Here is a 15,353-nt window from a genome sequence, read left to right on the forward strand (position 1 = left end):
TCCCGAAGGGGGACACGAAGCACCTCGCCATGGTGGGGTCGGGTGCAGACTTGAGGTTAACACTACCGGATCCAACAAACATTCCCCCTCTCGAAATCCGGCAACCGTGCGCTTAAATGTCGCCGGAGTGGGTGTCACCAGCGGGCGCGAGCGGCAGTACACACGCGCCCTTCAGGTCCAGGGCCAGCCGGTTCGCCGCCCAGTCCGCGCCGGCCGAGGCCTCGATCTTGTCGGCCGTGCCCGGGTCGGCCAGCGCCATCACGGTGGGTCCGGCGCCGGAGATGACCGCGGGAATCCCGTCGGCCCGCAGCCGCTCCACCAGCGCCGCGCTCTCCGGCATGGCCGGCGCGCGGTACTCCTGGTGCAGACGGTCCTCGGTGGCGGGCAGCAGCAGTTCGGGGCGCCGGGTGAGGGCCTCGACGAGCAGTGCGGCGCGGCCCGCGTTGGCGGCGGCGTCGACGTGCGGGACGGAGCGCGGGAGCAGACCGCGCGCGGTCTCGGTGAGAACCGGTTTCCCGGGCACGAAAACCACCGGAACGATGGAATCGGCGGGCTCCATCCTGATCGCCCGCGCGGCGCCCGCTTCCATCCAGGACAGGGTGAACCCGCCCAGCAGACAGGCCGCCACGTTGTCCGGGTGGCCCTCGATCTCGGTCGCGAGCTCGAGCAGGGCCGCGTCGTCGAGCTTGTTCTCGCCGCCTATGGTCACCGCGCGCGCGGCGACGATTCCGGCGCAGATCGCGGCGGAGGAGGAGCCGAGGCCGCGGCCGTGCGGGATGCGGTTGGCGCAGACGATCTCCAGGCCGCGCGGCTGACCGCCCAGGACGTCGAAGGCGGTGCGCAGGGAGCGGACGAGGAGGTGCTTCTCGTCGCGCGGCAGCGTCTCGCTGCCCTCCCCCGCGATGTCGATGTGCAGCCCGGAGTCGGCCACCCGGACGACGACGTCGTCATAGAGCCCCAGCGCGAGGCCGAAGGCGTCGAAGCCCGGGCCGAGATTGGCGCTGGAGGCGGGAACGCGCACCCGGACGGGGGCGGCGCGGAAGGCGGGACCGGCCATCTCGCGATGACTCTCCTTGAGCTGCGGGACTGTCGAATGACATTCGATATGTACGGGCTACATGTGCGGGAGAACCCTTGGGCCCGCGGAGACGACGCGGCGACAACGCGCCACTGCGGCATATGCGGCGGGCGGATTCGGTACAGCCTATCGAAGGAAGGTTCTGTGGCGACATAGGGCGCACAGGCGGCGCACGATGCGTGTCGTAAGCCCCCTGTGCACCCCCGTGAGGGAAAGCCCCCGGCGGACCGCCCGCGAGCCGCCTCCAGGTCACGGGCGAGCCGCCTTCGAGCCACCCGAAGGCGGCCCTCAGGCGACCTCGCCGCGAGCACGAGGCAGCCTGCAAGCGGCCTCCGGGCCGCTTCTACGCGAGCCCGAGGCGCTCCGCCGCCGTGTCCGCGTCGACCGGGACGGTGACCGGCTGCGGAGCGCCGGCGACGGCCCAGTCCGGGTCCTTCAGACCGTTGCCGGTGACGGTGCACACGATCTTCTGCCCCGGGTCGACCTTGCCCTGCTCGGCGGCCTTCAGCAGACCGGCCACCGACGCGGCGGACGCGGGCTCCACGAAGACGCCCTCCTGCGCGGCCAACAGCCGGTAGGCGCGCAGGATCTCACGGTCCGTCACCTCGTCGATGAAGCCGCCGGACTCCTCCTGCGCGGCGAGCGCGAACTTCCAGGAGGCGGGGTTGCCGATGCGGATCGCGGTGGCGATCGTCGACGGGTCCTTGACGACCTCGCCGCGCACGATCGGAGCGCTGCCGGACGCCTGGAACCCCCACATGCGGGGCGTCCGCAGGGCGATCTTGTCGGCGGCGTACTCCTGGTACCCCTTCCAGTACGCGGTGATGTTGCCCGCGTTGCCGACCGGCAGGACGTGGATGTCGGGGGCGTCACCGAGCATGTCCACGATCTCGAACGCGGCCGTCTTCTGCCCCTCGATGCGCACCGGGTTGACCGAATTGACCAGCGCCACCGGGTAGTTGTCGCTCAGTGCGCGGGCGAGCGTGAGGCAGTCGTCGAAGTTGCCTTCGACCTGGAGGATCTTCGCGCCGTGCACGAGGGCCTGGCCCATCTTGCCGATCGCGATCTTGCCCTGCGGGACGAGCACGGCACAGACCATTCCGGCACGCACCGCGTACGCGGCGGCGGACGCGGAGGTGTTGCCGGTGGAGGCACAGATGACCGCCTGCGCGCCCTCCTCCTTGGCCCGCGTGATGGCCATGGTCATGCCGCGGTCCTTGAAGGACCCGGTGGGGTTCGCGCCCTCCACCTTGAGGTGGACCTCGCAGCCCGTGCGCTCGGAGAGCACCTGCGCGGGCACGAGGGGCGTGCCGCCTTCACGGAGCGTCACGACCGGCGTGCTGTCGGATACCGGAAGCCGGTCCCGGTACTCCTCGATGATTCCGCGCCACTGGTGGGTCATTGCTGGTTACTCTCCTTCAACCCGCATGATGCTGGCGACACCCCGCACGGTGTCGAGCTTGCGCAGCGCCTCGACGGTCCCGGTGAGGGAGGCGTCGGACGCTCGGTGGGTGACGACGACGAGTGAGGCCTCGCCGTCGCTGTCCTGTCGTCCTTGCTGGCGCACCGTATCGATGGACACTCCGTGCTCGGCGAACACGGTCGCCACCTGGGCGAGAACACCCGGTTTGTCCGCGACGTCCAGGCTGATGTGGTAGCGCGTGACGACGTCACCCATGGGCGACACCGGCAGGGCGGCATACGCCGACTCGCCGGGCCCCGTTGCCCCGCTGAGCCGGTTGCGGCAGACGGCGACGAGGTCGCCGAGCACGGCGGAGGCGGTGGGAGCACCGCCGGCGCCGGGGCCGTAGAACATGAGCTGCCCGGCCGCGTCCGACTCCACGAACACGGCGTTGTAGGCACCGCGTACCGAGGCGAGCGGGTGGGTCAGCGGAATCATCGCGGGATGCACCCGCGCGGTGACGGAACCCCCGTCGGCCGCCCGCTCGCAGATGGCGAGCAGTTTGATGGTGCAGCCCATCTCCCTGGCGGAGGCGAAGTCGGCCGCGGTCACCTCGGTCATGCCCTCGCGGTAGACGTCGTCGAGGCGCACGCGCGTGTGGAAGGCGATCCCGGCGAGGATGGCCGCTTTGGCTGCTGCGTCGAAGGCCTCGACATCGGCGGTGGGGTCGGCCTCGGCATAGCCCAGGGCGGTGGCCTCGTCGAGGGCCTCCTGATACCCGGCGCCGGAGGAGTCCATCTTGTCGAGGATGAAGTTGGTGGTGCCGTTGACGATCCCGAGCACCCGGTTGACCTTGTCCCCGGCGAGGGACTCACGCAGCGGCCGGATCAGCGGAATGGCGCCGGCGACGGCGGCCTCGTAGTAGAGGTCCCTGCCGTGTCCGTCGGCGGCGGCGTGCAGCGCGGCGCCGTCCTGGGCGAGGAGCGCCTTGTTCGCGGAGACGACGGAGGCGCCGTGCTCGAAGGCGGTGGTGATGAGCGTACGAGCGGGCTCGATGCCCCCGATGACCTCGACGACGACGTCGATGTCACCGCGTTTGACCAGGGCGGTGGCGTCGGTGGTGACGAGGGCGGGGTCGATGCCTTCCCGGACCCGGGAGGGCCGCCGCACGGCCACGCCGGCGAGTTCCACGGGGGCGCCGATCCTCGCGGCCAGGTCGTCGGCGTGCGTCGTCATGATGCGCGCCACCTCTGAGCCGACCACTCCACAGCCCAGCAGCGCCACCTTCAGCGGACGCGTACGCATCATCCGACCTCGTTTCCTCATACCGTCTACGGTTGTTTCCGGTTGCCCCAGTCTCACTCACCGGACCGGAGTTTCTATCCCTGGTCCGGATCGTGAGACATCTATTTCATTTCCACGGAGGCGACAGACAGGAGATCTTGCGCCCTTTTCCATCGGCTCCCGTCAGCTCTCGTATTCGGCGGCCATACCGGCCTTCGGTAAGCACGTCCGTCGGCCTTCCTGTCGGCCTTCCTTCCATTCTTCAGCCGACGTCGAGGCGGAGCAGATCCTCCTCGGTCTCCCGCCGCACGATGACCCGCGACTCCCCCTCGCGCACGGCGACCACGGGCGGTCGCAGCACATGGTTGTAGTTGCTGGCCATGGACCGGCAGTACGCCCCCGTGGCGGGTACGGCGATCAGGTCACCCGGTGCCAGGTCGGAGGGCAGGAACGCGTCCTTCACGACGATGTCGCCGCTCTCGCAGTGCTTGCCGACGACCCGGGCGAGCATCGGCGCGGCCTCGGAGGTCCGGGAGACCAGCGCGACGCTGTACTCCGCGTCGTACAGCGCCGTACGGATGTTGTCCGACATACCGCCGTCGACGGAGACGTACGTGCGCAGCCCGTCGAGGGGCTTGATCGTGCCGACCTCGTAGAGGGTGAAGGCGGTCGGCCCGACGATGGCGCGCCCCGGCTCGACGGAGATACGGGGAGTGCGCAGACGGGCGCCCTCACACTCGCGGGTGACGATCTCGGTGAGCGCCTTGGCGATCTCGTGCGGCTCGCGGGGATCGTCGTCGCTGGTGTATGCGATCCCGAGGCCACCACCGAGGTCGATCTCGGGCAGTTCGACGCCGTGCTCGTCACGAATGTCCTTGAGCAGCCCGACCACCCGGTGGGCGGCGACCTCGAAGCCCGACATGTCGAAGATCTGGGATCCGATGTGGGAGTGCAGTCCGATGAGTTCGAGCCCGTCGAGCTGAAGGGCCCGCCGGACGGCTTCCGCCGCCTGTCCGCCGGCGAGCGGGATCCCGAACTTCTGGTCCTCGTGCGCGGTGGCGATGAACTCGTGCGTATGGGCCTCGACGCCGACGGTGATACGGATCTGCACGCGCTGCCGCTTGCCGAGGGACTGCGCGACATGGGCGACGCGCACGATCTCCTGGAAGGAGTCGAGAACGATACGTCCGACCCCGGCGTCGATGGCGCGGTGGATCTCGTCGACGGACTTGTTGTTGCCGTGGAACGCGATGCGATCGGCGGGCATGCCGGCGGAGAGGGCGGTGGCGAGCTCGCCGCCCGAGCAGACGTCGAGGTTGAGCCCCTCCTCGTGCAGCCACCGCACGACGGCCCGGGACAGGAAGGCCTTGCCCGCGTAGAACACGTCGGCGTCGGCCCCGAAGGCGGTGCGCCAGGCGCGGGCCCGCTCCCGGAAGTCGGCCTCGTCGAGGATGTAGGCAGGGGTGCCGTGCTGCTCGGCGAGGGTGGTGACGTCGACACCTCCCACGGTCAGCACACCTTCGGCGTCACGGGTGACGGTGTGCGCCCAGACCTTCGGGTGGAGGGCGTTGAGGTCGGCGGGCGGGGCCGAGTAGTGCCCCTCCGGAAGGACGTCGGCGTGACGGGGCCCGGCGGGGTGGGCGGAACGGCTCATCTTGGGCGTGCTCTTTCAGAGATGGTCGGGTGCGTCGATGCCGAGCAGGGACAGGCCGCCGGCCAGCACCACCCCGGCGGCTTCGGCAAGCGCGAGCCGGGCACGGTGGGCGGCCAAGGGTTTCTCCTCACCACGGGGAAGGACAGTGGGAAAAAGAGGGGTGACGGCATCGGCGACGACGAGAAGGTGCCGGGCGATCCGATCGGGAGCGTGCTGCGTCGCGGCCGCGGCCAGGATGCGGGGGTGATCGGCGAGAGCGATCTCGAGCGCACGTAGGTCCGGTAGGCCTTGTGAGTGCGGTGAGTGCGGTGAGTGCACATGCGGTACATGCGGTGGGTCCTGCGCGCCTCGTGGCCCCTGTGGGCCTTGCGGGCCTTGTGGGTCCAGGTCCTCGGGGTCCCGTAGGTCTCCGCCTGGGCGGGCGTCGAATCCCAGATCGGCGGCGTTACGGCTGAGCGCGCAGGCGCGGGCATGGGCGTAACGGACCCTGAAGAGCGGATTGCCCTCACGCTGGGAGAGATGCTCGCCGGTGATGCGGGGCCGGTCATGAGCGGCGGGATGGAGCAGAGCCCAACGACCGGCGTCACGACCGAGAGTGGCCGGATCGGCCGGACCCGCGGGGGTGGGGCGCACGTTGACATCGAGGGGGGCGGGCGACTCGGGCGTACCGTACGCGTCGACCTCGGCGCCGAGCACCTCGGTCCACTCCGGCTCGGGGCGGGCGGCGCAACTGGTACGGACGAGGGCTCCCTGAGAGCGCAGTACCCGCGCCACGGCATCCATGACGACGACGGCACGAACCTCGTGCGGGGCATGCAGCTGCACGAGCTGCCCGCTGGGCCGATCGGCGTACCCGTACCTCGGCCCGCTCCGCAGGATCTCCCGCACGAGCGCGGCCGACGCCTCGGCCCGGTTCAGGCTGATATTGAGGAACCCGGGGCCGGTGACGACGACATCACTGACGCCGTCGGCGCGGAGGAGATAAGGCAGGAGAACCTCGGCGACCCGCTTCGACGGCTGCCCGGCCGGCCGCGCGAGCTGGAGGGCGACGTTGGTCGCGTAGTCCCCGCGGCCCCCGGCCCTCGGAGCGGTGACGACGATCCTCTTCGGCACGTCCACGCACAGCACCCCGTCATCGACAGCACGACGCACCGCGCGCAGCACGGTACGGGAGAGCTCGACGGGGGTCACGGGACAAGCGTAGGGGAGGAGGGGGGTGGGTAGGCGAGCCGGTTTGCCAGAGGTCCGCGATGTGGACGCCGCAGGAGGCGTGGGGCCTGGCTACGGGGGTGGTGGGGGCGCTTTGGGAGCGGGACGGTGGGGGGTGGGGGCGCTGAGGGGTGCTTTGGATGGGTGGAGACCACTCCCCGGGGACCCGTACCGCGGGTGGACTGCTTTCCGTCACGCACCCTCAGGCACTCTTCAGGCTCGCTGGTCGGCGACTCGCTGGTCGGTCTACTCGGCCCCAGGGCCGGCGCTCGGTCCGCCGCCTTTCCCCGCCCCCACACCTTCCCCGGCTCCGAGGGCAGTCCCGAGCCCCATCCCGAGCTCCAGTCCGCCCCCGCCTCCACGGCCTGCCACTTCCCCACGCTCCAGCAACTCCCGTACTACGGAGACGAGTTCGGCGGGATCGAAGGGCTTGGCAAGGAATGCGTCGACGCCGACTTCGAGACCGGCCTCGACCTCGTACTGCGTACAGGCACTGATGACGGCAAGAGGGAGATCACGCGTTCGCGGATCGGCACGCAGTCGAGCGGCGGTCCGCAGCCCGTCCAGGCGGGGCATGACGACATCGAGGGTCACGAGATCGGGCTTCACCTCATGAACGACATCCAGACACTCGACACCATCGGACGCGGTCACGACCTCGATGCCCTCCAGCTCGAGATTGACCCTGATCAGCTGCCGGATGACCTTGTTGTCGTCCACAACAAGCACCCGACCCGACGCGCCTGGCACAACTCGAGAGTAGGTCCGGACCGGCCACCGCGTCCGGGTTTTCCCCACTTCCACCCCGTGCGGGCGCCCCACGCTCCTCCCCTGACCCCGAAGAAACCCGTTCATGAACACCCCGAGCGAGCTGGTAGTGTTCTACCCGTCGCCGCGAGCAACACCTCCCGACCGACACGCCCCCGTAGCTCAGGGGATAGAGCAACGGCCTCCGGAGCCGTGTGCGCAGGTTCGAATCCTGCCGGGGGCACCTTGAATCAGGTGCCCAAAGACCCCGCCATCAGCGCTTTCCCTGAGGACGGGGTCTTGGCGTATGTGCAGCCGTGTGCCGCTCGGAGCGGCCGTATGCCGGGGTCCGTAGAGGAGCAGGTGATGGGACTCGTGGGAGCCAAGCAGGTCTGCTCCTCGTTATCGTCGTCCCGACCTTGGAGCATGCCGCAGGTGGAGAGCCTGAGGTTGCTGGGGGCCGCTGTCGTACCATCTTCAGCCGCTGCCCGCGGGCAATGGACGAGTTGGGGGATCTCGTGGATGTGACCACGCTGGCCGTCGCGCTCATCGGCGTCGGAGGAACGCTGGGCGGCACTCTGGGTGGGGCAGTGCTCAGCCAGCGCGTCACCCGGGAACAAAATGAGCGTGCCGATCGAGAACGGGCAGAGGACCGCCACGACCGAGCGCAGGAAGCCAGACGGGATCTTTATGCCCGTCTGAACACCACGGCTCGCGCGTACCGGGTCGCTGCCCGAGACGCAGTCCGAGCGGCCGAGCGCGGTGAAAGCATCGAACCCTCAGTCCTGGACACCGCCAAGGAAGCATGGTCAGAGCAATACTCTTTGGCGCAGATGGCACTGCCGAAGCATGTCCATCAGGTTGCCTCGACTCTCAACAGGGCGCTCGGAGTCGGGTACTCGGTCGTAAAACAATTGCCGAGCAGTCCTGCCCCAGACGGGTCATACGACCGAGCCAAAGCTTGGTTCAGCGGCCCGCTGTCCGACGGGGTGTTTCTGTTGCGGGTCGCCTTGCGCCACGATCTCGGCGTCGAGGTCGACCCCGACTTTGAACGCACACGCACCCAGATGCTCGCTGCGCTCGACAGCGAGCGGAGGATCCTTGAGCGCCTGCTCGCTTCCGAACAGACCCAGGCCACTGGGCCGGCTTGACGGGCAGGGCAGACAACGAGGCCCCTGGGCATCACGCCAGGGGCCTCGGTCACCGTCAGGTGCTGTCACTCGTACTCGCGAAGCAGGTCCTCGATGCGTCGGTTGGCGACGTCCTGCCGTCCGTCGAGGCACGTCGCGTAGTGGGTCAACAGGACCTCGACGCTGTTACCCGCGCGCTCGGCAACCTCGGTGGGGTCGACGCCAGCGCTGAGCCATGTCGACAGCGCCAAGTGCCGCAGGTCGTACGGCCGACTCGAGCGGCGAGGAAGCGACGGCCGGCGGGAGCGCGGGGAGCCGGCCTCCCGCCACACGCCGTAGCAGGTCGAGGACGGGACGACCGAGCCCTTTCGCTGAAGAAGATTGCGGGCCTGCTGCAGGTTGGCGACAGCCCGCCGATCGACCTGGTTGGACGCTTTCGGCTTCTGCCAGCGGGCCGCCGTGATGGGGTTTTCGCGCAACTCCCCCAGGTCGACCGCGTAATTCGCAGCGTTGACGAGGTTCCTGCGCTTACGCCGGACGGTTTCAGCGGTTGCTGCTGTGCCGTCGAGCTTGACCTTGAGTGAGTCGAGCACTGCACGAGCCGTGGCCTGTTCGGCGAGATCGGCGAGATCGGCGAGCGGGCGCGATGCCTTGGACACCCAGCGATGAACGTTCCGCACGTCGTTGGGACTTCCCGATCGTTGGGCCCCAGCAACACGAAGGCCCAGTTGCGGAGCGCTTTGCGCAACGCCTCGTCGGGCGGCCGACCGGCGCGCTCGTCGAGGAGTCCGCCGTGCCGCTGGTGAGCGATTCATTGATGCCATCCCGCGTGTTGGGTGCGGCGTGGGGCCACTTCATCGCGAGGTATCTGAGGGCGAAGTCGTCACCGCGGTTACGTACATCCCAGGCCTTCACGTCGGGTGACTTCACGCCGCTGCGTGCAACTGCCGCAGCCACGCGGCGAAGTCACTCCGCCACACCCGGAGCTCCCCGTTGAGCAGCTTGAACGCGGCCAACCCGTATCCCGACTCACGTCGGCGGTGGAAGGTGCGGCAGCTTCGGCCACCACCGAGACCGTCGTCGCCCAGGCCTTCGGCCCGGGGACGATGACGCTCTTCGTGGACGTGAACATCGACCAGAAGATCTTCCGTGTGCCCGGCAGCAGCGTCCATGACGAGCAGCAGAGCCGCGTCGGTCGAGCCCGGGCGTGAACGCCCTCAAGCGCCTTTGGAGCGAGGGGAGTTCGCGACAGCAGCACATGTCCGCCCCGGCTATGCTCCCACCTTGTCATGTCCGGTCACACTCGCGGACGCACTCGAGCAGGCTGTCGAATCCTTGGAGGTTGGGTGAAGTCCGTCATCCGGAAGGTTGCAAGCTTCGCGGGGGTGGGCGTGGCCGTCGCGGCCATGTCCGTGACCGGCGCGTCCGCAGCCCACGCGGAGTCCCCCACCCAGGGCTGCCCATATCCCTGGGTCTGCTTCTACGTGGACAACAACGCCCTGCTCGCGGGCACGCCGATCTCGAAGTACCAGGACGTCACCAGTGGCTATCAGGCGGTCACGCCCCGGCCGCACTACGGGGTCCTGAACACTCGGAATGACGACGTGGTGTATCTGCGGCTCCAGAGCGGGGGCTCGATCTGCCTTCCGCCGAATAACCAAACCGTGTTCGCCAACGCCTACGTCGTCACCGGAATAAAGATCTCCAGCAGCTCGACGTGTTGAATCCGCTGGAACGGCCGGCAGGCGCGCGTGATCGCGCCCGCCGCCGGGCGACAGGCCGGGCCGCGTCGTTCGTGCGGTTGCGCGGTTGCGCCGTTGTGCACGGCTTGATCACGTGATGCGCGGAGTGGTGAGCAAGTAAGCGAGGTTGGCGGCGTGGTGGCGGAGGCCCACGGTGATGTCGGTGCGGCCGGCGAGTCGGCATGCGCCGATGACCAGGTGCCTCAGGGTGGCCATCGGCCCGGACGCGGTGCCGGTTCTCGCACGGGAGGCACCTGTCTCCGTAGGTGACCTCTCTGACATGGCGGAGACCTGGGGCCCTGCGGCCGACCCTGCCAGCCTCCAGCACCACGCAGAACAGTGGCGCCGTCCGGTCGGTTCACCAGCCGTGGACCATCCGTGGACTCGTCCCGCCTGATCTGTCACGTGCAAGGCTGTGACCTGCCGCATGCCGCGCTGCCCGGCAACCTGGAGCCCCGGAGCCCTGCGCAGGTTCGAATGCTGCCGGGGGCACCCGCAAGAGGCGCCCAAAGACCCCGTCATCAGCGGAAGCACTGCGGCCGGGGCGGTTCCCGACGTCTTCCGGCCGTGCGTCGAGGAGCCCGCGTTCTCGGATGAGGACGGCATGCCTGTCGTCACCGCGTGTACGTGGCGAGAGACGGAAGACGATGGCTGGACAACCGGATCGATCGACTTTCCCCACAGGGCGAACGAGGACCCGGACGGCGCCGGGTACCTCTTCCAGCTATTGGTGGACCGCTCGCCGGAGGCGTTTCAGCGGTGGGCCGAGGACTACTACGAGGCGCCGGTCGACCTGGGGGCCGTTCGTCACATCTTTTCTTCGCGTCCCCTGACCGAAGAGGTGGTCAGCGCCTTGAACTCGTCGGTCGCTCTGGCCGACCTCGCGCAGGACGTTGCGGAGATCGGCTATCCGACGAGCTGAGGCGTTCAGCTGCGAAGGGCCCCTGAACACGATGCCAAGGACCTCGGGTGCGGGCACGGGTGTCACTCGTACTCGCGGAGCAGTCCTCGACGCGCCGGTTGGCGATGGCTTGCCGTCCGTCGAGGTACTTCGCGTAGCGGGTCAGCAGGAACTCGACGCCGTTGCCTCGCGATCGGCGGTCTCGGTGGGGTCCATACCCGCGACAATGGACGGCGTCTCTATTGCCGGACAGATCCGTCGTTCGCAGCTGTGTGGGTCAGCCGTTCGTCTCCGGCCCCCAGTGCTCCGGTCCCACGCCGCGCCAATCGATCCACGGCACCTCGACGACGTCCGACGGGTCGATCTCCAACCCGGCCCGGCGGAGAAACTCGGCCAGGTCCACCGCGTTGTGCGCCAGGCCGAGAATCTCGCCGTTCACGCGCACCCGCCGGCCACCCGAAGGCGACGGCGGATGAACGATCACGCGGATCGGTCCGGACATGCCTTCAGGATCATCCGGTATGTACGGCTCCGCACTCCGGCCCGTCATGCGCGGGTCCCCGGCTCCGTGTCCGGACGGCGGAAAGCGCGCGCCTCCAGCTGCGCATCCGTCGACGCCGACCGTGACTCGTGCGCACTCGAGGGATGCGTCGTGCAGCTTGTCCTCGAGCGGACATCCAGAGGAATCGCGGCCCCCTGCGGTCCCTCCGGACTTCTCCGCCGTTCGACCGTGAACGCGGTCGACGCCCGCGCGCGGGGAGTCGGCGCAGACCCCGGCTCCGGCCGGGGTGCCACAGGTCCGCGGGGCGGCGGGCCGGGCTGGACGGGCTCGCGGTTCTCGGGCACGGCGAGGGCACGTCGTACGGTCTCACCCTGAAGGCACAGGTACGTCAACACGGTCTCTTCTCAGCGAGCTGCTTTTCGAGGTACCCCTGGATCGCTTGAAGGCGAGGCGGACCCGAAGGCTTATCGTTCATATGTTCGATTGAAACAATATGCCGATGCCTGTACCCCGTCGAGACGGGGAGTAGCTGTCATCTGTGCTGAATCTTGACCGAGCGCCACTTGGGTTTGATCGGGTGGGTCCGTCCGCCCTGGGGTCGGGTTGGGCTACGGCGCTCCGAGCTCGCGGCCCGGCTCCCGTGTTGCGGCTCCGCGCACCCTGCCCCCCTGCCGCCCTGCCGCCGCCGGGCCCAGTACCGGGGAGCCACCAGCGCCACTGACGTCACCGTGGTGAGCGGCCAGCCCGTGTAGATGTCCGCGAGCCTGGTGACGAAGCCCATGACGACGGTGACCGCAGCCCAGACCGCCGGCCAACGAGTCACCTTGACCACTCGTCCATGTCGTCGCATGGCGTCAGCGTATGAAGGGGGGAACGTCCCGGAGTTCACCTGCGGTCAAACTTCAGTGGCAACTGGTCAAGGCTCGGCCTCAGAGGACAGCGGCGTCGATCGGCGGCAGAGGACAGCGGCGTCGATCAGTCGCGTCCGTGCCCCGGAACCCGTCGCTTCCCCGAGCCGGGAGGCCGGCTCAGCCCTTCGAGTCCGGCTTCCAGTCCTGGACGAGGAGCCCGAGCAGGACCTCGTCGAGGAACTCGCCCATCACCCAGGCCGAGGAGCGCAGCACGCCCTCACGGACGAAGCCGTTGCGCTCGGCGGAGCGCAGCATCGCGGCGTTGTCCGACAGCGTCTCGATCTGCAGCCGCTGCAAGCCGCGCACAATGAATCCGTAGTGGCACATCACCGCGACCACGTCGGTGCCGTAGCCCTTGGCACGAGCGGACGGCAGCAGTCCAAGGCCGATGTGCGCGGACCGGTTGTGGTTGTCGATGTTCCACAGGACCGCGGTTCCGATCAGCGTGCCGCCGTCCAGCTCCACCACGGAGAAGGGGACGTGACCTTGCTCCTTGTCGTCCACCACGAGCCGCGAGTCCTTCGAGCCGGGCGTGATCGGCCGCCACGGCCGGCCTTCGGCCCGCGAGGAGTTGACCACGTCGTCGTAGAGCTCGGCCCGCAGGATCGGGATGTCGTCCTCGTGGCGGGCCCTGAGCCCGACCTTGCCGCCTCTAAGCATGCAGGTTTCCTATCCGACCGGGTTCACCGACGGCAAACGAATAAGGCAACCGCGTCGGCAACTCACGGGCGTGCAGGGCCCGGAGGGGCGCGCGGGCCCAGGAGATGCGCCGCACAGGCCGGCTGGACGACGGGGTCCGCGCCGCCCGGGGCGGGACGTTTTCCGCGCACCGGGTGGGGCGGGGTAGGAGTGCATGGGCCGGGCGGGCTGGTGGTGCAGCCGCAGCCCGGTCAAATCGGTTCGGGTTGCGGTTCCTGTTGCGGTTCGGCTTGCGGTTCTTGTCGTGATTCCCGCTGGGGTTCCGGCTGTGATTCCCGCTGGGGTTCCGGTTGGGGTTCCGGTTGGGGTTCCTGTGGGCGCGCTGGTGCGGTCTTCGGGTCCCACAGTGTGGTGGTCCGTACGTAGCCGTAGATCACTGAGGTCATCGCCAGCAGGAGAAGTGGTCCGAAGGCCCACGGGTGCCTGGCCATCTCCAGCGGCAGATAGCGGTAGGACACCAGGAGTGCGGCGAAGACCGTCGCGCCGTAGGCGACCAGCTGGATCCCCGACCGGTCCCAGCCTCGGTCGTGTGCGCGCAGCGCTCCCTCGATCGTGAGCGTGAACACCACGCCGGCGATGAGGTCCGCGCCGTAGTGGTAGCCGAAGCCCAGGGTCGCGCAGAGCGTGGCGATCAGCCAGAACGTGCCGGCGTATCGCAGAAGGCGCGGGCCCTTCCTCGAATGGATGAAGATCGCGGTCGCCCACGCCGTGTGCAGGCTGGGCATGCAGTTGCGTGGGGTGACACCGTCGAACGGCATGTGGTGCGGGGTGCCGATCGGCGTCGGCGTCTTGGGCCAGAGATCGGCCACCGCCCACTGCACGCTGACGTGCGATTCCGACCAGAGGCTGATCGTCGCCCAGTGCTCGGTGCCGTCGCCGTAGGCGAAGATGGGGCCGACCACCGGGAAGATCATGTAGAACGCCGGCCCGAGGAGGCCGATCGCCAGGAAGGTGCGCACCAGGTGGTGGGTCGGAAAGCGGCGCTCGACCGCCACGTTTCGCAGTTGGTACAGCGCGACGACGACCGCGGCGACCGGGAGCTGGCCGTAGACGAAGTCGAGGGTGTTGAAGCCGATCGCGCCGGTGGCCGTGACCATCCGGCCCACCAGCCACGAGGGGTTGCCCAGCGCGTGATCGGCGGTCGCCACGTACTGGTCAAGCACCATCGGGCGGGTCTTCGAGGTGATGAGCAGCCAGGTGTCTCCGGTCTTGCGGCCGGTCATCAGCAGCAGGCCCAGCCCGGCGCCCTTCAGCAGCAGAACACGTTCCCGGCCGGTGCGGCGCGTGACGGCGATGACCGCACAGCCGAGAGTCACCCACAGCGCCCCGTTGCCGAAGGGATGGCCTTCGGTCACCTTGATGTCGGCCGCCCACCGGACCGCCAGGAAGACGAGGTCGATGCCGATCGCGGCGCCGATCGCGATAAGCCTCTGCCGCCAGGTGAACACCACCAGCATCAACGCCATGCTGGCGTACAGCAGACCACCCGATTTAGGAGGGAATATCACCTCGCGCACCTGGGAGGTGATCGGTCCCGGAATGCCCAGATGGCGGGCGACGAGCTCCAGGGCGATGACGAATCCGAGGGCCACCACGCCCGCCGTGACCAGGAGCATCACCCGCGGCCGACGCCATGCGGAGAACGCAATTCTGCTCTTTATTCGCGAAAACACCCGCGGTGACATGGATATCAATTATCTGACCAGTTTGTGAGATTTTGGTTGAGTGGCTTGCTTATCTCGCTGGATGTCATGGTTTTTCCCGTGGAGGACGGGAAATGAGGGCGGTTCGTCGCGAGTTCGAACATGTTAACGGAGCGGTGCGGGTGGGTTACGCCCAAATGTGCGAGGTCGTCGGAGGAGCCGGCGACGCGCCGGGACGGCGGCGGCGCTCCCCGGAGGCACCGGCCGCCTGGATCAATGACCAACGGGTACGGGGGCGGGTACAGGGCGAGGCGGGCCGTGCCCCGGTCGCCGGACCGGCGGCCGCATCGCCCCTGGCAGGGGCCGGTGCTCGGCCTGTTCTCGTGGCGCGTCCGGATGCGCGGGCGGTCGCCGCGCGCCTATACGGGTCACCACATACAGTGAAAGGTCA

16 protein-coding genes and 1 tRNA gene are annotated in these 15,353 nt (G+C 68.8%); 5 read left to right on the forward strand and 12 right to left on the reverse strand.

Annotation, left to right across the window (positions count from 1 at the left end):
* Positions 1-112: 112 nt before the first annotated feature.
* From thrB to ACIPFH_RS08350, 6 genes are all read right to left on the reverse strand, one after another.
* On the reverse strand, positions 113-1,057 hold the full coding sequence (gene thrB, locus ACIPFH_RS08325) for a homoserine kinase (RefSeq protein ID WP_356257730.1): 945 nt from the start codon (positions 1,055-1,057) through the stop codon (positions 113-115).
* 364 nt (positions 1,058-1,421) lie between these two features.
* Positions 1,422-2,480, reverse strand: a complete 1,059-nt coding sequence (gene thrC, locus ACIPFH_RS08330) for a threonine synthase (RefSeq protein ID WP_401824332.1) — start codon at positions 2,478-2,480, stop codon at positions 1,422-1,424.
* A 6-nt stretch (positions 2,481-2,486) separates the two neighbouring features.
* Positions 2,487-3,785 (reverse strand): homoserine dehydrogenase, encoded by a 1,299-nt coding sequence (locus ACIPFH_RS08335; protein WP_356257780.1) that lies wholly within the window; start codon positions 3,783-3,785, stop codon positions 2,487-2,489.
* Positions 3,786-4,026: 241 nt separating this feature from the next.
* Positions 4,027-5,418 carry a diaminopimelate decarboxylase gene (lysA, locus tag ACIPFH_RS08340; protein WP_401824333.1) on the reverse strand — a complete coding sequence of 464 codons (1,392 nt, stop codon included), beginning with the start codon at positions 5,416-5,418 and terminating at the stop codon, positions 4,027-4,029.
* A 15-nt stretch (positions 5,419-5,433) separates the two neighbouring features.
* A complete protein-coding gene (nrtL, locus tag ACIPFH_RS08345) occupies positions 5,434-6,609 on the reverse strand; it encodes an ArgS-related anticodon-binding protein NrtL (protein WP_401824335.1) in 1,176 nt (391 codons plus the stop codon).
* Positions 6,610-6,873: 264 nt separating this feature from the next.
* The gene (locus tag ACIPFH_RS08350) at positions 6,874-7,356 is read right to left on the reverse strand and encodes a response regulator (protein ID WP_401825104.1); all 483 of its coding nucleotides are present in this window, start codon (positions 7,354-7,356) and stop codon (positions 6,874-6,876) included.
* A 190-nt stretch (positions 7,357-7,546) separates the two neighbouring features.
* Here ACIPFH_RS08350 and ACIPFH_RS08355 point away from each other — a divergent pair.
* Together ACIPFH_RS08355 and ACIPFH_RS08360 are read left to right on the forward strand one after the other, a co-directional pair.
* A tRNA-Arg gene (locus ACIPFH_RS08355) sits at positions 7,547-7,618 on the forward strand.
* Between the two features lie 280 nt (positions 7,619-7,898).
* Positions 7,899-8,525, forward strand: coding sequence for a hypothetical protein (locus ACIPFH_RS08360; RefSeq protein ID WP_401824337.1), 627 nt, complete (start codon positions 7,899-7,901; stop codon positions 8,523-8,525).
* A 65-nt stretch (positions 8,526-8,590) separates the two neighbouring features.
* Here the strand turns inward: ACIPFH_RS08360 and ACIPFH_RS08365 are convergent, their stop codons facing one another.
* Entirely contained in the window at positions 8,591-9,163 is a 573-nt protein-coding gene (locus ACIPFH_RS08365) for a hypothetical protein (RefSeq protein WP_401824338.1), read from the reverse strand.
* A gap of 267 nt (positions 9,164-9,430) precedes the next feature.
* Positions 9,431-9,592: an excisionase gene (locus tag ACIPFH_RS08370; protein WP_401825105.1), complete on the reverse strand. Its 162-nt coding sequence runs from the start codon at positions 9,590-9,592 to the stop codon at positions 9,431-9,433.
* On the opposite strand from ACIPFH_RS08370, the gene ACIPFH_RS08375 reads away from it, so the two are divergent.
* Together ACIPFH_RS08375 and ACIPFH_RS08380 are read left to right on the forward strand one after the other, a co-directional pair.
* A complete protein-coding gene (locus tag ACIPFH_RS08375) occupies positions 9,545-9,715 on the forward strand; it encodes a hypothetical protein (RefSeq protein ID WP_401825166.1) in 171 nt (56 codons plus the stop codon). The genes ACIPFH_RS08370 and ACIPFH_RS08375 overlap by 48 nt on opposite strands.
* 135 nt (positions 9,716-9,850) lie before the next feature.
* Complete coding sequence (locus tag ACIPFH_RS08380) at positions 9,851-10,228, forward strand: hypothetical protein (RefSeq protein WP_401824340.1); 378 nt, start codon at positions 9,851-9,853, stop codon at positions 10,226-10,228.
* 108 nt (positions 10,229-10,336) lie between these two features.
* Here ACIPFH_RS08380 and ACIPFH_RS08385 read toward each other — a convergent pair whose 3' ends face one another.
* Entirely contained in the window at positions 10,337-10,462 is a 126-nt protein-coding gene (locus ACIPFH_RS08385) for a hypothetical protein (RefSeq protein WP_401824341.1), read from the reverse strand.
* Positions 10,463-10,850: 388 nt separating this feature from the next.
* On the opposite strand from ACIPFH_RS08385, the gene ACIPFH_RS08390 reads away from it, so the two are divergent.
* A complete protein-coding gene (locus ACIPFH_RS08390) occupies positions 10,851-11,168 on the forward strand; it encodes a hypothetical protein (RefSeq protein ID WP_401824342.1) in 318 nt (105 codons plus the stop codon).
* A gap of 256 nt (positions 11,169-11,424) precedes the next feature.
* Here the strand turns inward: ACIPFH_RS08390 and ACIPFH_RS08395 are convergent, their stop codons facing one another.
* The 3 genes from ACIPFH_RS08395 to ACIPFH_RS08405 all read right to left on the reverse strand — a co-directional run bounded on the left by ACIPFH_RS08395 (position 11,425) and on the right by ACIPFH_RS08405 (position 14,875).
* The gene (locus tag ACIPFH_RS08395) at positions 11,425-11,649 is read right to left on the reverse strand and encodes a hypothetical protein (protein ID WP_356249979.1); all 225 of its coding nucleotides are present in this window, start codon (positions 11,647-11,649) and stop codon (positions 11,425-11,427) included.
* 1,028 nt (positions 11,650-12,677) lie between these two features.
* Complete coding sequence (locus ACIPFH_RS08400; RefSeq protein ID WP_401824343.1) at positions 12,678-13,220, reverse strand: GNAT family N-acetyltransferase; 543 nt, start codon at positions 13,218-13,220, stop codon at positions 12,678-12,680.
* Positions 13,221-13,450: 230 nt separating this feature from the next.
* Positions 13,451-14,875, reverse strand: coding sequence for a phosphatase PAP2 family protein (locus ACIPFH_RS08405; RefSeq protein ID WP_401824345.1), 1,425 nt, complete (start codon positions 14,873-14,875; stop codon positions 13,451-13,453).
* Positions 14,876-15,353 lie beyond the last annotated feature (478 nt).

Origin of the sequence: Streptomyces sp. NPDC088157 (assembly GCF_044741545.1) — a bacterium.
GTDB lineage: Bacteria > Actinomycetota > Actinomycetes > Streptomycetales > Streptomycetaceae > Streptomyces.

Excerpts from the sequence above, each read along its gene's own strand:
- ACIPFH_RS08390 (WP_401824342.1), top strand. The coding sequence starts at position 10,851 with ATGCCTGTCGTCACCGCGTGTACGTGGCGAGAGACGGAAGACGATGGC.
- thrB (WP_356257730.1), bottom strand. The coding sequence starts at position 1,057 with ATGGCCGGTCCCGCCTTCCGCGCCGCCCCCGTCCGGGTGCGCGTTCCC.
- ACIPFH_RS08405 (WP_401824345.1), bottom strand. The coding sequence starts at position 14,875 with ATGCTCCTGGTCACGGCGGGCGTGGTGGCCCTCGGATTCGTCATCGCC.
- ACIPFH_RS08395 (WP_356249979.1), bottom strand. The coding sequence starts at position 11,649 with ATGTCCGGACCGATCCGCGTGATCGTTCATCCGCCGTCGCCTTCGGGT.
- thrC (WP_401824332.1), bottom strand. The coding sequence starts at position 2,480 with ATGACCCACCAGTGGCGCGGAATCATCGAGGAGTACCGGGACCGGCTT.
- ACIPFH_RS08335 (WP_356257780.1), bottom strand. The coding sequence starts at position 3,785 with ATGCGTACGCGTCCGCTGAAGGTGGCGCTGCTGGGCTGTGGAGTGGTC.
- ACIPFH_RS08400 (WP_401824343.1), bottom strand. The coding sequence starts at position 13,220 with ATGCTTAGAGGCGGCAAGGTCGGGCTCAGGGCCCGCCACGAGGACGAC.
- lysA (WP_401824333.1), bottom strand. The coding sequence starts at position 5,418 with ATGAGCCGTTCCGCCCACCCCGCCGGGCCCCGTCACGCCGACGTCCTT.
- ACIPFH_RS08385 (WP_401824341.1), bottom strand. The coding sequence starts at position 10,462 with ATGGCCACCCTGAGGCACCTGGTCATCGGCGCATGCCGACTCGCCGGC.